The 23,006-nt window shown below is 67.5% G+C and carries 24 protein-coding genes; 13 read left to right on the top strand and 11 right to left on the bottom strand.

The features are described 5' to 3' along the window. Window position 1: 1 nt before the first annotated feature. The 3 genes from DFR40_RS10190 to DFR40_RS10180 form a co-directional block, all read right to left on the bottom strand. On the bottom strand, window positions 2-814 hold the full coding sequence (locus DFR40_RS10190; protein WP_028996140.1) for an ABC transporter permease: 813 nt from the start codon (window positions 812-814) through the stop codon (window positions 2-4). Window positions 815-876: 62 nt separating this feature from the next. Continuing rightward, the gene (locus DFR40_RS10185) at window positions 877-1,899 is read right to left on the bottom strand and encodes an extracellular solute-binding protein (RefSeq protein WP_245985660.1); all 1,023 of its coding nucleotides are present in this window, start codon (window positions 1,897-1,899) and stop codon (window positions 877-879) included. After that, on the bottom strand, window positions 1,896-2,684 hold the full coding sequence (locus tag DFR40_RS10180) for a DeoR/GlpR family DNA-binding transcription regulator (RefSeq protein ID WP_121458554.1): 789 nt from the start codon (window positions 2,682-2,684) through the stop codon (window positions 1,896-1,898). Before DFR40_RS10180 ends, DFR40_RS10185 begins: the two co-directional genes overlap by 4 nt. 257 nt (window positions 2,685-2,941) lie before the next feature. On the opposite strand from DFR40_RS10180, the gene ccoN reads away from it, so the two are divergent. Continuing rightward, on the top strand, window positions 2,942-4,363 hold the full coding sequence (gene ccoN, locus DFR40_RS10175) for a cytochrome-c oxidase, cbb3-type subunit I (RefSeq protein ID WP_121458383.1): 1,422 nt from the start codon (window positions 2,942-2,944) through the stop codon (window positions 4,361-4,363). Window positions 4,364-4,371: 8 nt separating this feature from the next. Beyond that, window positions 4,372-4,551, top strand: a complete 180-nt coding sequence (locus tag DFR40_RS10170) for a cbb3-type cytochrome oxidase subunit 3 (RefSeq protein ID WP_121458382.1) — start codon at window positions 4,372-4,374, stop codon at window positions 4,549-4,551. Between the two features lie 36 nt (window positions 4,552-4,587). Here DFR40_RS10170 and DFR40_RS10165 read toward each other — a convergent pair whose 3' ends face one another. The 3 genes from DFR40_RS10165 to DFR40_RS10155 form a co-directional block, all read right to left on the bottom strand. Beyond that, complete coding sequence (locus DFR40_RS10165; protein ID WP_121458381.1) at window positions 4,588-5,412, bottom strand: methylated-DNA--[protein]-cysteine S-methyltransferase; 825 nt, start codon at window positions 5,410-5,412, stop codon at window positions 4,588-4,590. An 83-nt stretch (window positions 5,413-5,495) separates the two neighbouring features. Then, on the bottom strand, window positions 5,496-7,175 hold the full coding sequence (locus tag DFR40_RS10160; RefSeq protein ID WP_121458552.1) for a sensor domain-containing diguanylate cyclase: 1,680 nt from the start codon (window positions 7,173-7,175) through the stop codon (window positions 5,496-5,498). Between the two features lie 156 nt (window positions 7,176-7,331). Further along, on the bottom strand, window positions 7,332-8,003 hold the full coding sequence (locus DFR40_RS10155; RefSeq protein WP_121458551.1) for a glutathione S-transferase family protein: 672 nt from the start codon (window positions 8,001-8,003) through the stop codon (window positions 7,332-7,334). A gap of 169 nt (window positions 8,004-8,172) precedes the next feature. Here DFR40_RS10155 and DFR40_RS10150 point away from each other — a divergent pair, with 169 nt between their 5' ends. The 3 genes from DFR40_RS10150 to urtA all read left to right on the top strand — a co-directional run bounded on the left by DFR40_RS10150 (window position 8,173) and on the right by urtA (window position 10,361). Next, window positions 8,173-8,691, top strand: coding sequence for a phasin family protein (locus DFR40_RS10150; protein ID WP_121458380.1), 519 nt, complete (start codon window positions 8,173-8,175; stop codon window positions 8,689-8,691). Between the two features lie 74 nt (window positions 8,692-8,765). Then, window positions 8,766-8,954: a hypothetical protein gene (locus DFR40_RS10145; protein ID WP_121458379.1), complete on the top strand. Its 189-nt coding sequence runs from the start codon at window positions 8,766-8,768 to the stop codon at window positions 8,952-8,954. 144 nt (window positions 8,955-9,098) lie between these two features. After that, entirely contained in the window at window positions 9,099-10,361 is a 1,263-nt protein-coding gene (urtA, locus tag DFR40_RS10140) for an urea ABC transporter substrate-binding protein (protein ID WP_121458378.1), read from the top strand. 71 nt (window positions 10,362-10,432) lie between these two features. Here urtA and DFR40_RS10135 read toward each other — a convergent pair whose 3' ends face one another. From DFR40_RS10135 to DFR40_RS10120, 4 genes are read right to left on the bottom strand one after another with little or no spacing between them, the layout of a single operon-like run. Continuing rightward, a complete protein-coding gene (locus DFR40_RS10135) occupies window positions 10,433-11,041 on the bottom strand; it encodes a YceH family protein (RefSeq protein WP_121458550.1) in 609 nt (202 codons plus the stop codon). Between the two features lie 19 nt (window positions 11,042-11,060). Continuing rightward, complete coding sequence (locus DFR40_RS10130) at window positions 11,061-11,669, bottom strand: 3'-5' exonuclease (RefSeq protein WP_121458377.1); 609 nt, start codon at window positions 11,667-11,669, stop codon at window positions 11,061-11,063. Next, window positions 11,666-12,340, bottom strand: a complete 675-nt coding sequence (locus tag DFR40_RS10125; protein ID WP_121458376.1) for an alpha/beta hydrolase — start codon at window positions 12,338-12,340, stop codon at window positions 11,666-11,668. Before DFR40_RS10125 ends, DFR40_RS10130 begins: the two co-directional genes overlap by 4 nt. Window positions 12,341-12,363: 23 nt before the next feature. Further along, window positions 12,364-12,990, bottom strand: coding sequence for a LysE family translocator (locus tag DFR40_RS10120; protein WP_121458549.1), 627 nt, complete (start codon window positions 12,988-12,990; stop codon window positions 12,364-12,366). A gap of 121 nt (window positions 12,991-13,111) precedes the next feature. Here DFR40_RS10120 and DFR40_RS10115 point away from each other — a divergent pair, with 121 nt between their 5' ends. The 8 genes from DFR40_RS10115 (at window position 13,112) to DFR40_RS10080 (ending at window position 22,319) form a co-directional block, all read left to right on the top strand. After that, window positions 13,112-13,993, top strand: a complete 882-nt coding sequence (locus DFR40_RS10115; protein ID WP_170160199.1) for a DUF808 family protein — start codon at window positions 13,112-13,114, stop codon at window positions 13,991-13,993. Between the two features lie 141 nt (window positions 13,994-14,134). After that, the gene (locus tag DFR40_RS10110; protein WP_121458548.1) at window positions 14,135-15,094 is read left to right on the top strand and encodes a TerC family protein; all 960 of its coding nucleotides are present in this window, start codon (window positions 14,135-14,137) and stop codon (window positions 15,092-15,094) included. Between the two features lie 108 nt (window positions 15,095-15,202). After that, complete coding sequence (urtB, locus tag DFR40_RS10105; protein ID WP_121458374.1) at window positions 15,203-16,783, top strand: urea ABC transporter permease subunit UrtB; 1,581 nt, start codon at window positions 15,203-15,205, stop codon at window positions 16,781-16,783. Window positions 16,784-16,793: 10 nt separating this feature from the next. Further along, the gene (urtC, locus tag DFR40_RS10100) at window positions 16,794-17,945 is read left to right on the top strand and encodes an urea ABC transporter permease subunit UrtC (protein WP_121458373.1); all 1,152 of its coding nucleotides are present in this window, start codon (window positions 16,794-16,796) and stop codon (window positions 17,943-17,945) included. Next, the gene (urtD, locus tag DFR40_RS10095) at window positions 17,942-18,778 is read left to right on the top strand and encodes an urea ABC transporter ATP-binding protein UrtD (protein ID WP_121458372.1); all 837 of its coding nucleotides are present in this window, start codon (window positions 17,942-17,944) and stop codon (window positions 18,776-18,778) included. The genes urtC and urtD overlap by 4 nt, the downstream gene beginning before the upstream one ends. A 340-nt stretch (window positions 18,779-19,118) precedes the next feature. Next, window positions 19,119-19,811 (top strand): urea ABC transporter ATP-binding subunit UrtE, encoded by a 693-nt coding sequence (urtE, locus tag DFR40_RS10090; RefSeq protein WP_121458371.1) that lies wholly within the window; start codon window positions 19,119-19,121, stop codon window positions 19,809-19,811. A 28-nt stretch (window positions 19,812-19,839) separates the two neighbouring features. Continuing rightward, window positions 19,840-21,180: a fused MFS/spermidine synthase gene (locus DFR40_RS10085; protein ID WP_121458370.1), complete on the top strand. Its 1,341-nt coding sequence runs from the start codon at window positions 19,840-19,842 to the stop codon at window positions 21,178-21,180. Between the two features lie 161 nt (window positions 21,181-21,341). Continuing rightward, window positions 21,342-22,319: a LysR substrate-binding domain-containing protein gene (locus DFR40_RS10080; RefSeq protein WP_121458369.1), complete on the top strand. Its 978-nt coding sequence runs from the start codon at window positions 21,342-21,344 to the stop codon at window positions 22,317-22,319. 1 nt (window position 22,320) lies between these two features. Here DFR40_RS10080 and uraD read toward each other — a convergent pair whose 3' ends face one another. Then, complete coding sequence (gene uraD, locus DFR40_RS10075) at window positions 22,321-22,839, bottom strand: 2-oxo-4-hydroxy-4-carboxy-5-ureidoimidazoline decarboxylase (protein WP_121458368.1); 519 nt, start codon at window positions 22,837-22,839, stop codon at window positions 22,321-22,323. Window positions 22,840-23,006 lie beyond the last annotated feature (167 nt).

Below are 23,006 nucleotides of genomic sequence, written 5' to 3'. Positions count from 1 at the left end.
CTCAACCGGCCGCGGCCACGGTGCTGCCCGAGGCGCTGCGCGCCACGGCCAGCGCCAGCCAGGCGACGGCCCCCAGCGAAAAGCTCAGGGCCGCGGCCATGGCAATGTTGGCCGACATCGTGAATTCGGTGTAGATGACCATCGGCAGCACCTCGATCCGCGTCGCCAGCGTGAACGCGGTGCCGAAGGCGCCGACGGCGGTGGCGAAGCAGATCGCGCCGGCCGAGATCAGGGCCGGTCGCAAGCCGGGCAGGATCACGTCGCGGACCACCTGCCAGGGCGTCGCGCCGAACGAGCGGGCGGCCTCCTCGAGACGCGGATCGAGCTTTTCGGCGGCGGCCATGATCGTCAGGATGGTCCGCGGGATCGAGAAATAGACGTAGCCCATGCACAAGCCGGCAAGCGAGTAGGCGAAGATCGGCCGCTCGCCGCCGAACATCGTGAACACTTCGCCGATGATCCCCTGGCGGCCGGCCAGCATGATCACCATGAAGCCGACGACGACGCCGGGAAAGGCCAGCGGCAGCGTCATCGCGGCGACCAGCGCGGCGCGCCCGGGAAAACGGTGGCGCTCGAGGAAGACGCCGGCGATGCTGCTGATCGCCAGGGTCAGCACGGTGGTGACGGCGGCAACGGCCAGCGTCGTCCACAGGGCGCGGAAATAATTGGCGTCGGTGACGATCGCCAGGTAGGCCAGCCAACCGCTCTCGCCGCTGGCGCCGATGAAGAACAGGCGAGCCATGGGCAGGAGAAAGAAGGCGCTGAAGAACAAGGCTGCCGGCAGGAGCAGCAGCAGGAACTGACGACGGGGCATGGTGTTTCGATCGGTCGACGGCGGAAAAACCGCGGGCGCCGCCAGGGGCGCCCGCAGCGGGGTCACTTCACTTCGTTGCGGTAGCGCTCGATGATCGCGGCCTGGGCGGCGGCGAGCTTCTTCAGGTCGACCGGCTTGGCGCGGGCGTATTCGCTTTCCGGCAGGAACTTGGCCTTGGCCTCGGCCGACAGCTTGTCGGCGAAGACCGGGCGCAGGAAGGCATTGCCCCACATCGCCTGGCTTTCGTCGGAAAGGACGAAATCGAGCACTTTCTGGCCGTTGACCGTGTGCGGTCCGTTCTTGACCAGCCCCATCACGTACGGGAAGACCAGCGTGCCTTCCTTGGGAATGACGAAGGCGACCGGCGCCATGTCCTTGTACTGGCCGCGGTAGGCGTTGAAGTCGTAGTCGAGCAGGATCGGGATCTCGCCGGAGATGACGCGGGCGTAGGAAGTCTGCTTCGGCACGATCGGCTGGTTCTTGTGCAGTTCCTTGAAGAAGCGGATCGCTGGATCGAGATTGTCGTAGCTGCCGCCGAGCGCCAGGTTGACGGCCATGACACCGAGCTGGCCGACCGCCGCCGAGGTCGGGTCGAGATAGCCGACCAGGCCCTTGTATTCCGGCTTGAGCAGGTCGCTCCAGCTTTGCGGTACCGGCTTGCCGCCGAGCGCCGCCTTGTTGACGAAGAGGCCGAGGGTGCCGGAATGGATGGTGAACCAGTGACCTTCCGGGTCCTTCAGGCTCGCCGGAATCTTGTCCCAGCCCTTGGGCTTGTAAGGCGTCAGCACGCCGGCGTCGCGCGCCGGATCGGCGGCAATGCCGCCAAGGTAGGTGACGTCGGCGACCGGGCTGGCCTTCTCGGCAATCAGCGCGGCGATCGACTGGCCGGAGTTCTTGTTGTCCGGCGGCACGACGATGTTCAGGCGGCTGCGGATCGCCTTCAGTTGCGAACCCCAGTCGGCCCATTCCGGCGGGCAGTTGTAGCAGATGGCGGTTTCCTGGGCGCTGGCGGCGCCGGCAGTGCACAGCGCGGCAGCACTGACGAGGGCGGCGGCCAGGGTACGGACGAAACGCTTGGGCATCATGGTTGTTCTCCAGAGGTTGGGGGAAGGGTTGGCACGACAACGCGGACGCCGGCAGTCGCCAGCATCGCGCGGATCAAGGAGGGGAGCGGACGGTCGCTATAGACGGCGCTGGCATCGGTGATGTGGCCGCCGCGCACGGTCGCGTCGCGGGTGAACTTGCTGTGGTCGACGACCAGGAAGCGCTGCCGGCAATGGCGCATCAACGACTGGCGCATGGCCACCTCGTCGAGGCTGAAATCGAGCAGGGTGCCGTCAGGCGCCACCGCGCCGACGCCGAAAATCCCGATGTCGACGCTGAAACGCGAAAAGAAGTCGTGCGCCTCGCCGGCGACCACGTCGAGGTCGAGATTGCGCACCCGGCCGCCGGCGACGACGAGGTCGCAGTCGGGATTGCGGGCCAGGCGCATGGCGGCGTTGAGGTTGTTGGTCATGACCCGCAGCTGCGCATGCTGGACCAGCGCCAGCGCGCACAGTTCGGGCGTGGTGCCGATGCCGATGAACAGCGAGGCACGTTCGGGAACGTCCGCGGCGAGCAACTGGGCAATCGTCCGCTTGGCGGCCAGGTTCAGTTGCTGGCGCGCCGGGTAGGCCAGGTTCTCGCCCTGCTGCGGCAGTTCGACGCCGCCGTGGCGCCGGCGCAGCAGGCCCTGGTCGTTGAGCGAATTGACGTCGCGCCGGATGGTCTGCGGCGAGACGCCGAATTCGCCGGCCAGCGCGTCGATCGTCTGGAAACCTTTCTGATTGACCAGCTCGACGATTGCCCGAGCCCGTTGTTCCGCCAGCATGCCTGCCCTCTTCCGTGAAATGTCGCCGATGCGCGTTGCCGCAAGTTCGTTCGAAATGGTAGGCAGCCGATATTTCAGGAAGATGGCGTTCAAATGAAACCTGCAATCCTCATTTGAAACATTTGCCGGTTTCACGGTCGACCGTCAAAAACGGGCAAAATCCGCGGGAACCTTTTCCCCGCGGAACCGACCAAGTTCCCGCCTGCCATTGCGTCGGCAAGCGGCCGGGCAGTTTTCAACAACGGGGAACGGGGTCAATGCAACACACCACTAGTTACAACGACAAGGTCGTCCGGCAATTTGCCGTGATGACGGTCATCTGGGGCATCGTCGGGATGCTCGTCGGCGTCGTCATCGCGGCGCAGCTGGTCTGGCCGGAACTGAATGCCGGGCCGTACTTCCATTTCGGCCGCCTGCGCCCGCTGCACACCAACGCGGTGATCTTCGCCTTCGGCGGCTGCGCGCTGTTCGCGACCTCGTACTACGTGGTCCAGCGCACCTGCCACACCCGCCTGTGGGGCGGCCCGCTGATCCCGTTCACCTTCTGGGGCTGGCAGGCGGTGATCCTGCTCGCCGCCGTGACGCTGCCGCTGGGCATCACCCAGGGCAAGGAATACGCCGAGCTGGAATGGCCGATCGACGTCCTCATCGCGCTGGTCTGGATCGCCTACGCGGTGGTCTTCTTCGGCACCATCGCCAGGCGCACGGTGTCGCACATCTACGTCGCCAACTGGTTCTACGGCGCCTTCATCATCGCCGTGGCGCTGCTGCACATCGTCAACAGCGCCGCCGTGCCGGTCTCGCTGAGCAAGTCGTTCTCGGTCTATGCCGGCGCCCAGGACGCGATGGTGCAGTGGTGGTACGGCCATAACGCGGTCGGCTTCTTCCTGACCGCCGGCTTCCTCGGCATGATGTACTACTTCGTGCCCAAGCAGGCCGGGCGCCCGGTCTATTCCTACCGGCTGTCGATCGTGCACTTCTGGGCGCTGATCTTCACCTACATGTGGGCCGGCCCGCACCACCTGCACTACACCGCGCTGCCCGACTGGACGCAGTCGGTCGGCATGGTCTTCTCGCTGATCCTGCTGGCGCCGTCGTGGGGTGGCATGATCAACGGCATCATGACGCTGTCCGGCGCCTGGCACAAACTGCGCGACGACCCGATCCTGAAGTTCCTGGTCACCTCGCTGTCGTTCTACGGGATGTCCACCTTCGAAGGCCCGATGATGGCGATCAAGTCGGTCAACGCGCTGTCGCACTACACCGACTGGACCGTCGGCCACGTTCATTCCGGCGCGCTCGGCTGGGTGGCGATGGTCTCGATCGGCTCGATCTACTTCCTGCTGCCGCGCCTCTTCGGCCGCAGCGAGATGTACGCGCCGGGCATGGTCACCGTGCATTTCTGGCTGGCGACCATCGGCACCGTCCTCTACATCGCCTCGATGTGGATCGCCGGGGTCATGCAGGGGCTGATGTGGCGCGCGATCAACGCCGACGGCACGCTGGCCTACAGCTTCGTCGAAGGCGTCAAGGGTTCCTACCCGTTCTGGGCGATCCGCTGGCTGGGCGGCGTCTTCTTCCTCTCCGGCATGCTGCTGATGGCCTGGAACATGTTCCGCACCATCGCCGCCGGCAAGGTCGCGCCGGTGCCGGTCGTCGCCGCCGCCGGTCACCACTGAGGCCCGCCATGGACGCCGGATTCTTCGCGCCGCTGTTCACGCTGGTCGCCTTCTTCGCCTTCCTCGGCATCTGCGCCTGGGCCTTCGACCGCAACCGCGACGCCGATTTCGCGGCGGCGGCGGAGCTGCCCTTCAACGACCCGGAAGCCGAGGCCGAGCGGCGCCGGGCGCTGCTCCTCGGCCGCTGAGCCGAAATCGACGACGGGGGCCGCGGCCCCCGTTTTTCATGGGCGCCGCGCCGCTTCCCAGGCGAGCAGCGCCAGCTTGCGCTCGCTGCCCCAGCGGTAGCTGCCGACCTCGCCGCCTTCGCGGATGATCCGGTGGCAGGGAATGAGCAGGCCGATGTGGTTGGCCGCCAGCGCGCTGCCGACCGCGCGCTGGGCCCGCGGCGCGCCGATGCGTCCGGCAAGCTGGCGATAGCTGAGGACGCTGCCCGGTGCGATGCCGATCAGCGCTTCCCAGACCTTGATCTGGAAATTGGTCCCGCGCAGCAGCAGATGCACCCGGCCGGGTTCCGGCGTCGCCGGGAAGATGCGTTGCAGCAGCGTCTGGGCGGCGGCGTCGTCGCGGCTCAGGCAGGCCAGCGGCCAGCGCCCGCGCAGTTCGTCGAGCATCGCCGCGGCCGGCCCGGTGCAGAAGGCGAAATGGCAGACGCCGCGCGCCGTCCACGCGGTCAGCACGGCGCCGAACGGCGACGCCGCGAAACCGCAGGTGATGGCCAGCCCGGCCGCGCCGCTGCGCAATTCGCCCGGGGTCATCGCCTCGCAGCTGACGACCAGGTCGTGCACCCGGCTGCCGCTGCTCAGGCCGACCGCGTCGGCCAGCTCGAGGTTGTCGCGGGTGTCGGCCAGGCGCTGCAGCAGTGCCGCCTTGGTCAGGTGCTGGAGGAAGCGCTTGGGCGAAATCCCGGCCCACTCCGAAAACACCCGCTGCAGATGGGTCGGGCTCAGGTGCACCGCCGCCGCCACCTCGTCGAGCCCCGGCTGGCGGGCGGCGTTGGCGCGCAGGTAGGCGATGGCGTGGGCGACCAGGGCGTAGTGATCAGCCATGGGAATCTCTCGGCAGGCAAGTCATGCCGGCCAAGATAGCCGGCCGCCGCCGGCCCGGCAATCCGATTCTTGCGCCAGCGGCCTCAGTCGGCGAGCTGCCAGACAACCCGGTTGCGGCCGCCGGCCTTGGCCGCGTAGAGGCGCTGGTCGGCGTCGTGCAGCGCCTTGTCCTCGTCCGCGTCGGCGGGCGTCGGTGCGTGCACGCCGATGCTCAGCGTGACCCGGCCGACCGGCTCGACCGGCGCGCCCTCGACGGCGGCGCGCAGCTTCTCGGCGACGCTGACTGCCTGCTCGAGTTCGGTCGCCGGCAGGATGACCAGGAACTCCTCGCCGCCGATGCGGCCGATGAAATCGGTGGTGCGCAGCGTCGCCCGCAGCACCGCGGCGACATGGCGCAGCACGGCGTCGCCGGCCGGATGACCCCAGGTATCGTTGACCCGCTTGAAGTGATCGATGTCCATCACCAGCAGCGCATAGCCGGTGCCGGTCCGGCGATAGCGGCCGAATTCCCCGGTCAGCCTTTCGTTGGCGTGCATCCGGTTGGCCAGCCCGGTGAGCGCGTCGGTGCGCGCCAGCGACTGCAGTTCGGCGTTGAGCCGGCTGAGTTCGGCAGTGCGTTCGGCGACCTTGTCCTCGAGTTCGTGGTTGGCGGCGAGCAACGCCGCCTTCTGCTCGGTCAGCGTCTGCGCCATGCTGCCGAGCGCCTGCGACAAGACTTGCAGCTCGCGGCTGTGCGCCTTGACGTCGAAATCGACACCGCTTTCACCGCCTTCGACGCGGCGCGCCAGTTCGGTCAGCCGGGCGAGCGGCTGGCTGACGCGGGCGGCGACGATCCAGGCGAGCGCCAGGAAGAGCAGGCCGGCGGCGGTGCTGGTGACGAAGATCATGCGCTGCAGGCCGCGCACCTCGGCGAGCACGACGTCGCGCGGCTGGCGGACGACGATGCGCCAGCCGAGCGTGTCGCCGCTCGGCTCGGACACCGCGTGCGCCGCCGTCAGGTAGGGCTGGCTGCCGCCCCAGTCCTGGAAGACATGGGCGACCAGGTCGTCGCTGTCCGGCACCCGGGGATCGACGACGCCCTGCTCGGGATGAATGATCTGGTTGTCGCGGCTGACGATGAAGACCTCGATCGACTCGCGTGCGGCGCTCGCCGGCACCACTGCGGCCAGCACGTAGCCGGCCCAGCGCCAGTGGGCGTGCGCCGAGAGCACGCCGCGCAGATTGCCTTCGGCGTCATGGACCGGCGAGGCGAAATCGATGAAGCGGACGACCTGGCCGGGATAGTCCGAGCTGAACAGCTTGGCCAGCAGCTTCGCCTCGTGCAGGTCGCCGACATGGGCGCCCTGGCGACCGTGCTCGAACCACGGCCGCGCCGCGGCATCGACGCCGACCAGCTGGCCGCCGGTGGCGGCGCGGATGCGCCCAGTGGTGTCGGTCAGGCCGATCCACGAATAATGCTGGTAGGAGCGCTTCAGCCGCTCGAGGCCGGCGCTGATGTTCGGGCTGCTGAAAGGCTCGTTGCGGAAGGCCGTCGTCTGCGCCAGCAGTTCGATCTCGCGACGCCGCTCGACGAGGTTCTCGGCGAGCACCGCCGCCGTCGCCATCGCCAGCGACTGCAGGTTTTCCTGGCGATCGACCAGCAACTGCTGGCGATGGACGCTGCTGCTGTAGAGGTACAGCGGCAGGCTGACCAGCAGCGTCAGCAGGCCGAAGATGGTGACCAGGAGATTGCGGAACGAACGGGGCAGCACGCGGGGCAGCATGATCGTCAATAATGGGCAAATTTGACAAAAATGTAACACCCATTATCGACAAAGGGTGAAGCAAGGCGAAAAAATTCCGTGACGGCACGGAAATCGTCGCTATTTTGCGGTCGACCGCAAAATCCGGGCAAAAACCGGGTCGACCGTCAACGCGGCTCAACGGGCGCCGCCGTACTCCGCGGCCAGGCCGTCGTAATGGGCGTGCGCCTCGCTTTCGGCAAGCGCCGCCGCGGTCCACTCGCGCAGCGCCGGATGGGCCAGGATGGCCTCGCACCAGGCGGCGGCAACCGGCGGCAGGGCGACGTTGTAGGTGTGGAAGCGGCAGGCCACCGGGGCGAACATCGCGTCGGCGACCGAGAAGGCGCCGAACAGCCAGGGTCCGGCGTCGCCGGCAAACTGGCCGCGGGCTTCGCTCCAGATCTCGACGATGCGCTCGATGTCGCGCTGCACTTCCGGGCTGGCCGGCTTGCCCTTGAGTTGCAGCTTGAGGTTCATCGGCATCGCCTTGCGCAGGTTCATGAAGCCCGAATGCATCTCGGCGCAGACGCTGCGCGCCCGGGCCCGGGCGCGGGCGTCGGCCGGCCACATCGCCGGATGGCTTTCGGCCAGGTACTCGGCGATCGCCAGGCTGTCCCAGACCTGGAAGCCGTCGACGTGCAGACAGGGCACGCGGGCGTTGCCGGCGATCGGCTTGAGCGCCGGGTTGTAGTCGCGGCCGGCGACCGAGACCATGTGCTCGCGGAAGGGAATGGCGAAGTGCTTGAGCAGCAGCCAGGGACGCAGCGACCACGAGGAGTAGTTCTTGTTGCCGAGATACAGGTCGTACATGGTTTTTTCCTTGGAAAGCGGGTTGACCGTCAGCGATCGGATGGCGCAATTGTCGCAGAGTTCCCGCTGCGCCGGGACTTGCGGAAAATGGCAAAGGAATTGCTGCACCGCACAAAAATGGTTATACTGCGCCGGAACCTATCGCAAACTCATCACTCAGGAGACAGCAATGTCCATCAATACCGAACACTTCGCCGCCGCCAACAAGGCCACCGTTGATTCCCTGCTGTCGGTCGCCAACACCGCCCTCGCCTCGGCCGAGCGCATTGCCGCGCTGAACCTGAACACCGCCCGCGCCGCGATCGAAGACACCGCCGCCGGCGTCAAGACCGTGATCGAAGCCAAGGACCCGCAAGCCGCCCTGGCCGCCCAGAAGGCGCTGGCCCAGCCGGCCATCGAGAAGGCTGTCGCCTACTCGCGTTCGGTCTACGAAATCTCCAGCCAGACCCAGCAGGAACTGGCCAAGATGGTCGAAGCCCAGTTCGGCGAATTCCAGAAGTCGGTCGCCGGTCTGGTTGACCTCGCCGCCAAGTCGGCTCCGGCCGGTTCCGAAGGTGCCGTCGCCGCCGTCCAGAGCGCGATCGCTGCCGCCAACTCGGCCTTCGGCAACATGAACGCCGTCGCCAAGCAATTCACCGAAACCGCGCAGAAGAACATCGCCTCGGCGCTGAACCAGGGCAAGAAGTAAGCCCCGGCGACCGCCGCAAGCGAGGCCCCGCGCGACCCGCGGGGCCTTTTTCTTGTCCGACGCCGGAGACCCTGATGTCCGAACACGATCCCGAACTCGAACGCATGCTCAACGCCGCGCTCGGCGGCCTGACGCCGCAGCAGGCGCTGATCGAGGCCAGCCGCGCCGAAGCGGCCAACGTCGAGGAACGCGCCGCGGCCATCGCCCGGAACCGCGAACGGGCGCTGAAACTGCTCGCCGTCCTCGAAAAGAACCAGGACTGAGCCCCTTTGCGCCGGTCCGAACCGGCCTGCGTACCCCGTACGCAATCTGACGTATTTGCCCCGACGCCTGCCCTCCTTAATCTGACGTTGCACTGCAGCAAACGCTTTTCCCGAAACGTCAGTCCATCAGATCAAGGAGTTTTCATGAGCACTCGTCGCAGCTTCATCAAGGCCACCGTCCTCGCCGCCGCCCTGTCGTCGATCGGCATGGCCGCCCACGCCGCCGACACGATCAAGGTCGGCATCCTGCACTCGCTGTCCGGCACCATGGCGATTTCCGAAACGGCGCTCAAGGAAACGGCGCTGATGACCATCGAGGAAATCAACAAGAAGGGCGGCGTGCTCGGCAAGAAGCTCGAGCCGGTGGTCGTCGATCCGGCCTCGAACTGGCCGCTGTTCGCCGAAAAGGCCCGCCAGCTGCTGACCCAGGACAAGGTCGCCGTGACTTTCGGCTGCTGGACCTCGGTGTCGCGCAAGTCGGTCCTGCCGGTGTACAAGGAACTCAACGGCCTGCTCTTCTACCCGGTCCAGTACGAAGGCGAGGAACTCGAGAAGAACGTCTTCTACACCGGCGCCGCGCCCAACCAGCAAGCCATCCCGGCGGTCGAGTACCTGATGTCCAAGGACGGCGGCGAAGCCAAGCGCTTCGTGCTGCTCGGCACCGACTACGTCTATCCGCGCACCACCAACAAGATCCTGCGCGCCTTCCTGAAGTCCAAGGGCGTTGCCGACGCCGACATCATGGAAGAGTACACCCCGTTCGGCCACAGCGATTACCAGACGATCATCGCCAAGATCAAGAAGTTCGCCTCCGAAGGCAAGAAGACCGCCGTCGTGTCGACCATCAACGGCGACTCCAACGTGCCCTTCTACAAGGAACTGGGCAACGCCGGCCTGAAAGCCACCGACGTCCCGGTCGTCGCTTTCTCGGTCGGCGAGGAAGAACTGCGCGGCGTCGATACCAAGCCGCTGGTCGGCCACCTGGCCGCCTGGAACTACTTCCAGTCGCTGAAGAACGCCGAGAACAGCAAGTTCATCAAGATGTACCAGGACTGGGCGGTCAAGCAGAAGCTGCCGAACGCCAAGACGGTGGTCACCAACGACCCGATGGAAGCCACCTACATCGGCATCCACATGTGGGCGCAGGCGGTCGAGAAGGCCAAGTCCACCGACACCGACAAGGTCATCGCGGCGATGGCCGGCCAGACCTTCAAGGCGCCGTCGGGCTTCACGGTCAAGATGGACGAAAAGAACCACCACCTGCACAAGCCGGTGTTCATCGGCGAAGTGAAGGGCGACGGCCAGTTCAACGTCGTCTGGAAGACCAAGGGCCCGGTCAAGGCCGCGCCGTGGTCGCCGTACATCCCGGGCAACGACAAGAAGAAGGACGAGCCGGAAGGCAAGTAAGCCGGCACGATTTGACGGTCAACGGGGCTGCGGCCCCGTTTTTCGTTGACCGCGCCGGGTACGGCCGGCGCTCAGCGCCCGGTGAGCAAGCTGGCGAGCTGCGCCCGCAAGTCCGCCACCTCGGCCTCGAGACGCGCCACCCTGAGCGCCAGCGTCTCGTCGGCAGGCTGGTTGCCGGCGGCTTCCGGCAAGGCCCCCAGGCAATGCGCCCAGCGCTTCTCGCGGGCGCCGGGCAGGCGCGGCAGCTCGACGACCAGCGCCCCTTGCGCGCGCCCCGCCAGTTCCTCGAGAAAGGCCTCGACCGAGGAAATATCGGCAAAGCGGTGCAGGCGCTCGCAATTGAGCCGCAACTCGCCGGCCGTCTGCGGACCGCGCAGCATCAGCACGGCCAGCAGCGCCGCCGACTGCCCGGGAATGCCCAGGCGTTTCTCGACGTCGTGGGCAAAGCGGACCACCCGCCCGCCGCTGACCTGATGCACGAAACCGCCGGCCTCGAGTGCATCGAGGGCGGCCAGGATCTCGTCTTCCGCGGCGTCGATCACCGGCTGGCGGCTGGTCTTCTGGTTGCAGCCGGCCGCCAGCGCATTGAGCGACAGCGGGTAGGTATCGGGAACGGTCCGCTGCTTTTCCAGCAGGGTGCCGAGAACGCGGATCTCGAGCGGCGAGAGGATGTCGGCCATGGTTTTTTCCAGGGTCCGGTCAAGCGGCCGGTGCGCGCCTGGCCAGCCAGGCATGGTAGAGACGCAACGCCACATGGGCGTCGTTGGCGGCGTAGCGCAACTGGCGCTCGTCGAGCCGGCGCGCCGCCCAGTTGCTGGTGCCGGTCTTCTTCGACTTGAGCAGCCGTTGCCCGAAGAAGTGGGCGACCGCCACCTTGGCGCCGACGGTGCCGCGATGCTCGGCACTGCGCAGCGTCTCGCCGAGGTCGAGCAGGTTCTGCGGGACGATGTCGAGGCGGCGCTTGAGCGCGCTGCGGTCGTTGCCGAGGCCGAAACCGACCTTGAGCCGGTCCGGGGCCTCGAGGATTTCGCGCAGCAGCGGATGGGCGGCGGCATTGGCGACCTGGAACAGCCAGGCGTGGTCGTCGGTGGCAAGCTGGATCAGGTGCGGCCCGGTCGATTCCTCGCCCTTGCGGAAGGTCGGTTTCGACTCGCTGTCGAAGCCGATCACCGGCGCCGCGCGCAAGGCTTCGGCGGCAGCGGCGAGCGCCGCCTCGCCCTCGACCAGGGTGATCCGGTCGAGATCGAGGCCCGGATAGGGCGGCAGGTCCTCGGCCAGGTCGGCGCGGCTGACGCGGGCCCCGCTCATGCCAGGCGGTCCCGCAGCCAGCCGCCGATGTCGGCGATTTCCTCGAGGCAGACGCTGTGCGCCATCGGGTACTCGCGCCAGTCGACGGCATAGCCTTCGCCGCGCAGCAGGTCGCGGGCCTGTTCGCCGAGCAGGGGCGAGACGACGTCGTCACCACTGCCATGGGCGGCGAACACCGGAATGCTGCGGTTGGCCGGGGCGACCTCGCGGGTCAGCAGCGCCGCCGACGGGATGTAGGTGGACAGCGCGATGACCCCGGCCAGTGCCTGCGGATGCGTCAGCGCGCCGAGGTAGGCGACGGCGCCGCCCTGCGAAAAGCCGGCGACGAAGATGCGCGCGCAGGGAATGCCGCGCGCGTTCTCGCGCTCGATCAGGCGGCGCAGCGCCGCCCGCGAGGCGAGCAGGCCGGCCTCGTCGATCCGCCGCTCGCCCGGCGACAGCGTCAGGATGTCGTACCAGGCCGGCATCACCCAGCCGCCGTTGCAGGTCACCGGGATCGCCGGCGCATGCGGGAAGATGAAACGGACGCCGGCGGCCTCGGGCAGGCCGAGTTCGGGCACCACCGGGACGAAATCCGAGCCGTCTGCGCCCAGGCCGTGCAGCCAGATGACGCTGTGGCTGGGCGGCTGCTTGCCGTGTTCGATTTCGATGGCGGGCAGACAATCCTGCATGACGACTCCTGGAAACGAAAGGTTCAGCCGCGCTCGACGATCAGGCGCAGGCCGAGGGCAATGAAGACGGTACCGGCGATGCGGTCGAGGACGACGCCGGCGCGCGGGCGCCGGTTCAGCCACTGGCCGATGCTGCCGGAAAAATAGCCGAGCAGCCCGAAGAGCAGTGCCGCCTGGGCGGTGAACAGGATGCCGAGCAGGGCCAGCTGGCCGCCGACGTCGCCGCGTTCGGCAACGACGAATTGGGGCAGGAAGGAGAGGAAGAAGAGCACCACCTTCGGATTGATCGCGTTGGCGAAGACGCCCTTGAGGAACAGCTGGCGCAGCGAACCGGCGGCAGCGGCGCGCCCCGGGGCGACGCCGGCGGCACTGCGCAGGGCGCCGATGCCGAGCCAGACCAGGTACAGGCCGCCGCCCACCTTGAGCAGCGTGAACGCCTGCGGCGAGGCGGCGATCAGCGCGCTGACGCCGAGCACCGCGAGCAGCGTGTGGCTGAGGCAACCGAGCGCGCAGCCGAGGCCGAAGACGATGCCCTGGCGACGCCCGCGCGACACGCCCATGCTCAGCACCATCAGGTTGTCGGGGCCGGGCGCGGCAGTGATCAACATGGCGGCAACAAGGAAGCCGGAGCACTGTTCCAGGGTCAACATCGGATTTCGGGCAAAAATGCGGAAGCCGCAGTATAGCGGCTGGCGCACCGGCAAGGGCCGGCCGCAATGGCTATCCAGCCGGTATACTGGCGCCCTTTCGACCGACCGGAACCTCCAAGCGATGGCCACCTCCGCATTTTTCGCGCTGCTGCGCGACGTCAGCAAGCTTGCCGCCAGCGCGGCCGACGACCTCGCCGCGCAGAGCGTCAAGCTCTCCGCCGCCGCCGACGACATCGCCACGCTGACCGGCAAGGCCGCGGTCAAGACCGCCGGCGTCGCCGGCGATGACCTCGCGGTCGGGGCCGGCCAGGTCGCCGGCGTCTCGCCCAACCGCGAACTGCCCGCCCTGTGGCGGATCACCAAGGGCAGCGCGGTGAACAAGGTGTGGCTGGCGGCGCTGCTGCTGATCGTCGGCTACTTCCTGCCGCAGGCGATCACCGTCGCCCTGGCGCTGGGCGCGCTCTACCTCGCCTTCGAAGGCGGCGAAGGCCTGCTCGACCACTTCCACGACGCCGAGGCGAGCGTCGAGGAAGTGCCGATGAGCGAGGACGAGAAGGTGCGCGGCGCGATCAAGACCGACATCGTGCTCAGCTTCGAGATGCTGGTGATCTCGCTCGCCGCCGCCGGCGACGCGCCGCTGTCGTACAAGATCGCGGTGCTGGCGGTGATCGGTGTGGTCATGACGGTCGGCGTCTATGGCCTGATCGGCCTGATCATCCGCCTCGACGACATGGGCCTGGCACTGGCCCGCTCGGGCCCCGGCTGGCGGCGCCGCCTCGGCCTGGCGCTGGCCAACGCGGCGCCGGTCGTGCTCAAGGTGCTCGGTCCGGTCGGCATGGTCGCGATGTTCGCCGTCGCCGGCGGCATCCTCGGCCACCTGGTGCACCTCGAGGTCGGCCACTGGGCGCTGGCGCTGCTCGCCGACATCGCCATCGGCGTCGTCGTCGGCCTGCTGCTGGTCGGCCTGCACCACCTCTGGGCCAGGCTGCGCGGCAAGCACTGAACGACGCCGCGGCTGCGGTTTTAGCGGAAGCACCCCTCGGCTTTTCCGAGGGCCGGCGCATTGACCGGCCAGTGGCCGCCTCCTATTCTCGGCGTCGTTCCGCTGCGGCCGCCCGGCCGCCACCAATCGCTGGAGAAAATCTTGGAAACTGTCGGTAGCTGGGGCCTGTGGGCCACCTTTTTCGGCGTCGTGCTGGCCATGCTGGCGATCGACCTGTTCGTCGTCGGCGGCGGCAAGCAGCACCGCGTCTCGGTGCGCGAGGCCGGCATCTGGACGGTGATCTGGATCACCGTCTCGGCGCTCTTCGCGGCCGGTCTCTGGGCCTACCTCGACCACACCGCCGGGCGCGCCGTCGCCGACCAGAAGGCGCTCGAATTCGTCACCGGCTACCTGATCGAGAAATCGCTGGCGGTCGACAACCTGTTCGTCTGGCTGATGCTGTTCAACTTCTTCGCCATCCCGATGGAGTTGCAGAAGCGCGTGCTGATCTACGGCGTGCTCGGCGCCATCGTGCTGCGCACGGTGATGATCTTCGCCGGGGTCTGGCTGATCACCCAGTTCCACTGGCTGCTCTACGTCTTCGGCGCCTTCCTGCTGATCACCGGGATCAAGATGTGGTGGTTCGCCGACCAGGAGCCCGACCTCGCCAGCAACCCGCTGCTGCGCTGGCTGCGCGGCCATCTCAAGGTCACCGACAGCCTCGACGGCGAACGCTTCGTCGTCTTCCGCGAGGAAGGCGGCAAGCTCGTCCGCTACGTCACGCCGCTGTTCCTGGTGCTGGTGCTGGTCGAGTTCTCCGACATCATCTTCGCCGTCGACTCGATCCCGGCGATCTTCGCGATCACCACCGACCCGTTCATCGTGCTGACCTCGAACATCTTCGCCATCCTCGGCCTGCGCGCGATGTACTTCCTGCTCGCCGACATGGCCGACCGCTTCGCGCTGCTCAAGTACGGCCTGTCGATGGTGCTCATCTTCATCGGCGTCAAGATGCTGCTCATCGACATCTACAAGATCCCCGTCCTGTTCTCGCTCGGCGTTGTCGCCGCGATCATCGGCACCTCGGTGATCCTCTCGCTGCGCCAGACACGCCAGCGCTGAAAGACCGGGCCGGCGGTCCGCCGCCGGCCCTACGCAATTCGTCGTATTCCCCGTATCGGGGCCGCTCCGTAATCTGTCGCTGCACTGCACAAATTGCGGACGGACCCGATGAAAAAAACCCTCTTTTCCCTGCTGCTCTCGGTTTTCTGCCTGGGCGCCCTGGCCGCGCCGGACCCGGCGCTGGTGCGCCAGCTGGCGGCCGACGACAATTCCGACAAGATCGCCGCCATCCAGCAACTGGCGGCTGCCGCCGAGCCGGGCACGGCAACGCTGCTGCAGGCGATGGCCGACGACAGCCTGTTCGTTGCCGGCGACCGCCTCTTCGTGTTCACCGGCGACGGCCACGTCGATGCGCTCAGCGGCGCACCGGCGGAACTGCCGGAAGGCGCCGACTCGGTCACGGTCAACAACCGTTTGCGCGGAGAACTGGCCAACGCACTGGCCGCGCTCAAACTGTTCGATGCCGACCGCGCCGTCCGCCTGGCCGCCGCCCGCGAACTGCAGAGCCAGGTCGGCGCCGAGCTGGCCGGCGTGCTGGCCAAGGCGCGCGATCAGGAAAGCGACGGCGAGATCAGGCCGCTGCTCGCCCTGGCGCACGCCCAGGCAACGCTCCAGGACGCCGACCCGGCCGTCCGCCTGGCCGCCGTGCGCACCCTCGCCGACGCCGCCTCGCCGGCGGTCAAGAGCCTGCTCCTGCCGCTCACCGACGCCAGCCGCGAAAGCGACCGGGCGGTGCGCGACGCCGCCGTCCTCGCGCTCAAGTCGATCGAGCGCAGCCTGGCCTGGATGGACACGCTGGCCGGCATCTTCTCCGGCCTCTCGCTCGGTTCCATCCTGCTGCTGGCGGCGCTCGGCCTGGCCATCACCTACGGCGTCATGGGCATCATCAACATGGCCCACGGCGAACTGCTGATGATCGGCGCCTACTCGGCCTACGCAATGCAGAGCCTGTTCCGCGCTTATTTTCCCGACCATGTGGACTGGTACCTGCCGGCGGCGATCCCGGTCGCCTTCTTTGCCGCCGCCGCCGTCGGCGTGCTCATGGAACGCACGGTGATCCGCTGGCTGTACGGACGCACGCTGGAAACCCTGCTCGCCACCTGGGGCCTGTCGCTGATCCTGATCCAGGCGGCGCGCGTGCTGTTCGGCGCGCAGAACGTCGAGGTCGCCAACCCGAGCTGGATGTCGGGCGGCGTCGAACTGCTGCCCAACCTGATCCTGCCGTGGAACCGCGTGATCATCATCGGCTTCGCGCTGTTCGTGCTGTTTCTGGTCTGGGTGCTGATGAACAAGACGCGACTCGGCATGTTCGTCCGCGCCGTCACGCAGAACCGGGCGATGGCGGGCTGCGTCGGTGTGCCGACCGCGCGCATCGACACCATGGCCTTCGCGCTCGGCGCCGGCATCGCCGGCCTCGGCGGCGTCGCGCTCTCCCAGATTTCCAACGTCGGCCCGGACATGGGCCAGGGCTACATCGTCGATTCCTTCATGGTCGTCGTCGTCGGCGGCGTTGGCCAACTGGCCGGCGCAGTCTGGGCCGCCCTCGGCCTGGGCATCTTCAGCAAGCTGCTCGAAGGCTGGGCCGGGGCGGTGATCGCCAAGATCATGATCCTCGTCGCCATCATCATCTTCATCCAGAAGCGTCCGCAGGGCATTTTCGCCCTCAAGGGCCGCTTTGCCGACCAGTAAGGAGCGACGCATGTCTGCCACTTCTTCCGTGCTTCCCCTGCCCGCTTCCGGCCGCGTGCCGCTGACCCTGCGCGTCTTCGCCGCGCTCGACCGCAAGGCCTGGATCGCGCTCGCCGTCTTCCTCGCCCTGGCGCTGGTCGTCGTCCCCGTGCTCAACCTAGCGCTGCCGCCGGAGAGCGTCTTCCACGTCTCGGCCTACGCGATCACGCTGATCGGCAAGATCATGTGCTACGCGCTGGTTGCCGTCGCCATGGACCTGATCTGGGGCTACGGCGGCATCCTCTCGCTCGGCCACGGGCTGTTCTTCGCACTCGGCGGCTACGCCTTCGGCATGTACCTGATGCGCCAGATCGGCCGCGACGGCAGCTACGGCGCCGACCTGCCCGACTTCATGGTCTTCCTCGACTGGAAGGAGCTGCCCTGGTTCTGGCTCGGCAGCGACAGCTTCGGCTGGGCCGCCTTCCTGGTCGTCGCGCTGCCGGCCGTGGTCGCCTTCGTCTTCGGCTACTTCGCCTTCCGCTCGCGGATCAAGGGCGTCTATTTCTCGATCATCACCCAGGCGCTGACCTACGCCGCGATGCTGCTCTTCTTCCGCAACGAAACCGGCTTCGGCGGCAACAACGGCTTCACCGACTTCAAGCGCATCCTCGGTTATCCGATCACCGCCCCGGAAACCCGGCTGGTGCTGTTCGGCCTGACCGCCATCGCGCTGGCTGCGACGCTGGTCTTCGCCGCCTGGCTGGTCAAGTCGAAGTTCGGCCGGGTGCTCACCGCGATCCGCGACGCCGAATCCCGGGTCATGTTCATCGGCTACAACCCGCTCTGGTACAAGCTGACCATCTGGGTGATTTCCGCCGTGCTCTGCGGCATCGCCGGCGCGCTCTACGTGCCGCAGGTCGGCATCATCAACCCGTCGGAAATGAGCGCCGCCAACTCGATCGAGATCGCCATCTGGGTCGCCGTCGGCGGGCGCGGCACGCTGATCGGCCCGGTCATCGGGGCATTCACGGTCAACCTGGCAAAAAGCTGGTTTACCGTCAGCTTCCCCGAATACTGGCTGTTCTTCCTTGGCCTGCTGTTCATCGTCGTCACCCTGCTGCTGCCGCAGGGGCTGGTCGGCCTGTGGAAAAAACTCATGGCACGCAAAGGAGCCCCGGCATGAACGCCCTGTTTGCCTCCCACCCCCACGACGGCCCGGACGGCGGCGACAGCGCCACCCAGCTCGGCCACCTGGTCACCGGCGAGCTCGACCTGTCGCACGGCGTCGCGCTCTACCTCGAAGACATCACCGTCAGCTTCGACGGCTTCAAGGCGCTGAACAACCTCAACCTGGCCATCGACGCCGGCGAACTGCGCTGCATCATCGGCCCGAACGGCGCCGGCAAGACGACGATGATGGACGTCATCACCGGCAAGACCCGGCCCGACTCGGGCAAGGCCTTCTTCGGCCAGACCATCGACCTGACCCGCCTGACCGAACCGGAAATCGCCCACGTCGGCATCGGCCGCAAGTTCCAGAAACCGACCATCTTCGAGCAGCACACCGCCTTCGAGAACCTCGAACTGGCGATGAAGACCGACAAGCGCGTGTGGAAGAGCCTGCTCGCCTGGCTCTCCGGCGACGACCGCGACCGCATCGCCGACACCCTGAAACTGATCCGCCTCGACGGCGAAGCCGACCGCCCGGCCGGTCTCTTGTCGCACGGGCAGAAGCAGTGGCTGGAAATCGGCATGCTGCTGATGCAGGAACCGAAACTGCTGCTGCTCGACGAACCGGTTGCCGGCATGACCGACGACGAGACGATGCGCACGGCGGAGCTGTTCGTTTCGCTCGCCGGCAAGCATTCGCTGGTCGTCGTCGAGCACGACATGGCCTTCGTCGAGAAGCTCGGCGGCAAGGTCACCGTGCTGCATGAAGGCTCGGTGCTGGCCGAGGGTGACCTGGCTACCGTGCAGAATGATCAGCGGGTGATTGAGGTTTATCTTGGGCGCTGAGGCTTGTTCTATCGCGCTGCGCGGGCGGGTGGCTTTGGTTTTTGAGGCGCCGGTTTCCGCGCCTGACGCGCGGGCATACTTTCTTTTTTTTGGAAAAAAGAAAGTAGCCAAAGAAAAAGCCACCCCCAGGTCGGCGCCCCGCTACGCGGGGTCCCTTGCGCTACTCGACGCTCCGGGCGGCTGGCTAAACTCGCCGCTGCGCGGCTCGGACAACGCCAGCCGACTTCCCCCGGACCGCCTGCGTTGCTCAGCGCCTCTCAGGGGGACCCCGAAAACCGGCGGTTCACAAAAGCCAGCGGTTCAACAACACAACATCGCCCAATAACCAGGAGCCCCGAACATGCTCAAAGTCGATAACCTCCACCAAGCCTACGGCGGCTCCCACATCCTGCGCGGGCTCAGTTTCGAGCTGCAGAAGGGCGAAGTCACCACCCTGCTCGGGCGCAACGGCGTCGGCAAGACGACCCTGCTCAAATCGCTGATGGGCCTGGTCAAGACCAAGGAAGGCAGCGTCACTTTCGACGGCAGGCCGATCACCCACCTGCCGCCGCACGAGCGCGTCAAGGCCGGCATCGGCTACGTGCCGCAGGGCCGCGAGATCTTCCCGCGGCTGACGGTCGAGGAAAACCTGCTGATGGGGCTGGCGACCAAGCCGGGCGGCACGAAGATTCCCGAGCGCATCTTCGAGATGTTCCCGGTCCTCAGGCAGATGCTGCACCGGCGCGGCGGCGACCTTTCCGGCGGCCAGCAGCAGCAGCTGGCGATCGGCCGGGCGCTGGCGATGGGGCCGTCGCTGCTGATCCTCGACGAGCCGACCGAAGGCATCCAGCCGTCGATCATCAAGGACATCGAGCGCGCCATCCGCCTGCTCGCGCAGACCGGCGAAATGGCCATCCTGCTGGTCGAGCAGTACTACGACTTCGCCGAGTCGCTGGCCGACCAGTACCTGCTGATGGAACGCGGCGAGTTCATCATGCACGGGCGCGGCGAAACCATGCCGCAGGACGGGGTGCGCGAGGCGCTGGCGGTGTGAGCGCGGGCATCCGGTAGAATCCGGCGCCATGTCCCGGCGCCTGATCACCCTGATCGTCTTCATCGAAGGCTTCTCCTCGCTCGGCGCCGAGATCCTGGCGCTGCGCCGGCTGCTGCCGCATGTCGGCAGCGCCATCGTCGTCACGGCGCCAACCATCGCCCTCTTCCTGCTCGCGCTGGCCCTTGGCTACGCCGCCGGCGGCCGCGTCGCCGGCGAGTTCCGCCCCCGGGTCGGGCGCAATTTCCTCGCCGCCGGGCTGCTCGCCGGGATCGGCCTGTCGGCGCCGGCGGTCGATGCGCTGTTCGCCAGCTTGCCGACCGGCGTTGCCTACCTCGCCTTCGTCGGCGGCGTGCTCTGCCCGATCGCCTGGCTGCTCGGCCAGACGGTACCGATCCTGACCAACCTGGTCGCCGCCCAGCGCACCGGCGAGGCGAGCGGGCTGGCGCTCTACTGGTCGACGCTCGGTTCCTTCCTCGGTGCGCTCGGCCTGTCGCTCGGCGTGATGCAGTGGCTGGGCGTGTCGGCGGCGGTGATCCTGGTTGCGGCGACGCTGCTCGCCGCCTTGCCGCTGCTCGCCGAACGCCCCGGGCGCACGGCATTACTTGCGGCCGGGGCGCTGCTGCCGGTTTTTGCGGTCAACCTGCCGTCGACCGCAACATTCGACACCGCCTACGCCGAATACCGCGTCGAACCGGTCGCCCGCGACGGCTACCAGGCGCCGCGCGCCTTCTGGATCAACAAGTCGCTGGCCTCGCTGACCGACGACTCGACCCCGCCCAGGACCACCCGCTACATCGCCCACCTGCGCGCCATCCTGCGCGACGAGCTGGCTTTCCGCGGCCGCGACATCCTGGTCCTCGGCGCCGGCGGCTTCACGCTGGCACAGGACGATCCGGACAACCGCTACACCTACGTCGACATCGACCCGGCGATCCGCGCCATCGCCGAGACCCACTTCCTGCGCCGCCCGGCGGCCGGCGAGTTCGTCGTCGACGATGCCCGCCGCTACGTCAGCACCAGCGAGCGGCGCTTCGACGCCGTGGTCGTCGATGTCTTCAGCTCGCATACCGCGATCCCCGGTCACCTGGTCAGCCGCGAGTTCTGGGAAAGCACGCGCCGCGTGCTCAAGCCGGACGGCGTCCTGCTCGCCAACGTGATCCTCGACGGCAAGCTGGAAACGCCCTACGCGCGCAACCTGCTGGCCACCGTCGAAGCGGTTTTCGGGCGTTGCGCGGTCGAGGTGCTGCACAAGGGCAAGCCGCTGGCCAACGTCGAGCTGAGCTGCTTCGCCAGCAGCCGGCCGGGGCCGGCCAGCGTGTATATCGACGAGAAGAACCGCGTCGACCTCGACCGCGCCGCCACGCAGTAGGCGACGGCATCGTCGCAGTGCATGCGCGGCCGGCGATGCGCGCAAACAGTGCATGAGGTTTCGCCGCCGGCCCGGCAGGCCGCGCCCGGCCGTCGCCGGGAACAGGGCACGCTTATTGCTGAAGAGCCTGGATATTGTCCGGCTTATCAAAGGAAAAGCGCATGGCCACGACCTGTTCCTGGGAATCGATCGACGTTCACCTGCTCCAGGTGCTGCACGCGCTGCTCACCGAATGCAGCGTCTCCAACGCCGCCCGCCGCCTCAACCAGTCGCAGCCGGCGGTGAGCACCGCCCTGCGCCGCCTGCGCGACATCACCGGCGACCAGTTGCTGGTGCGCAGCCGCAACGGCATGACGCCGACCGAACGCGGCCTGAGCCTGCTCGAACCGGTCAAGATCGCCCTCGCCCAGATCGAGATGATCGGCCTGCAGCAGGTGCGTTTCGACCCGCTCAAGTCGAAGCGGGTGTTCAACATCGCCACGCCCGACTACCTCAACTCGATCCTGATCGGCGCCATCGTCGCCCGCATGCGCAAGCTGGCGCCGCATTCCCAGGTCGTCCTGCACTCCTTCGGCCCCGACTACGACTACGCGCGGGCGCTCGAATCGGGCGAGCTCGACATCGTCATCGGCAACTGGCCGCAGCCGCCGGAACACCTGCGCCTGGCGCCGCTGTTCGACGACGACGTGGTCTGCCTGATGCGCAAGAGCCACCCGCTGGCCGGCCACCGGATGACCCAGGACGACTACCTCAACGCCGACCACCTGGTGCCGACGCCCTACGCCGTCGGCCAGCGCGGCGTCATCGACATGCAGCTGGCGCGCGACCGCCTCAAGCGCAACGTCGTCGCCAGCGTTCCCTACTTCAACCTGGTGCCGCACGTGCTGCTGCAGAACGACATCATCTTCTCGGCGCCGCGCATCTTCGCCGAATACTGCTGCTCGGTGGCCGACCTGTGCATCGCCGAGTCGCCGCTGGAGTTTCCCAAGATGCGCTTCTACCTGCTCTGGCACGAGCGCTCGCACCACGCCGAGGAATGTCGCTGGTTCCGCGAGCAGATCGTCGACGTCATCCGCGAACGCGTCGGCCAACCCGCCGCCCAGCCGTCGGCGGCCGTCGCCCGCCGGGCGATCGCCTGAGTCAGCCGGCGATCAGCGCATCGAGGCGGAAGCCGGCGATGCGCGCGACCTGCGCCAGCGCCTCGGCGAATTCCTCGTCGGGCGTGCGCGCCAGGCGACGGCGCATGGCTGCGATGATGTCCTGGCGACCGAGCCCCTTGACGGCGACGATGAACGGCCAGCCGAACTTCTCGCGATAGGCATCGTTGAGTTCGCGGATCGCCGCGAATTCTTCCGGGGAGCAGGCATCGAGCCCGGCGCCGGCCTGCTCGCGCGCCGAATCGGCGGTCAGCTCGCCGCGTACCGCGGCCTTGCCGGCCAGCTCCGGGTGCGCCCGGATCAGCGCCAGCTGCTGCTCGCGGCTGGCCACCGCCAGCGTCTCGACCAGGCGCGCCTGGAGTTCGTCGCGGTCGGCGAAAGGCCGCCGCTGCCAGGCCATTTCCATGACCCAGGGCGAGTGTTCGAAGACGGAGCCGAGCTCGGCGACGAAGGCGTCGCGGGGCAGTCGGGAAAGTTCGGCGAGAGAAAGGCGGCAGCTCATGGCAATGGTCGGTGATGATCCGGTTCGCAGCTTACGGACTTGTCGGCGCGGCGGACAAGCCACGGCCGACGATAATCATCTTCTCGGCTTTTGTATATCGCCGGCGGCCGACATCTGCAAAAAGCGATAGCCTTTATACGGCCCGCCGGCGGGCAAGCTTTCTATAA

The organism is Azonexus fungiphilus, assembly GCF_003634965.1.
GTDB lineage: Bacteria > Pseudomonadota > Gammaproteobacteria > Burkholderiales > Rhodocyclaceae > Azonexus > Azonexus fungiphilus.
The sequence above is the reverse complement of the archived record's forward strand: the minus strand, read 5'-3'. Positions and strand labels throughout refer to the sequence as shown.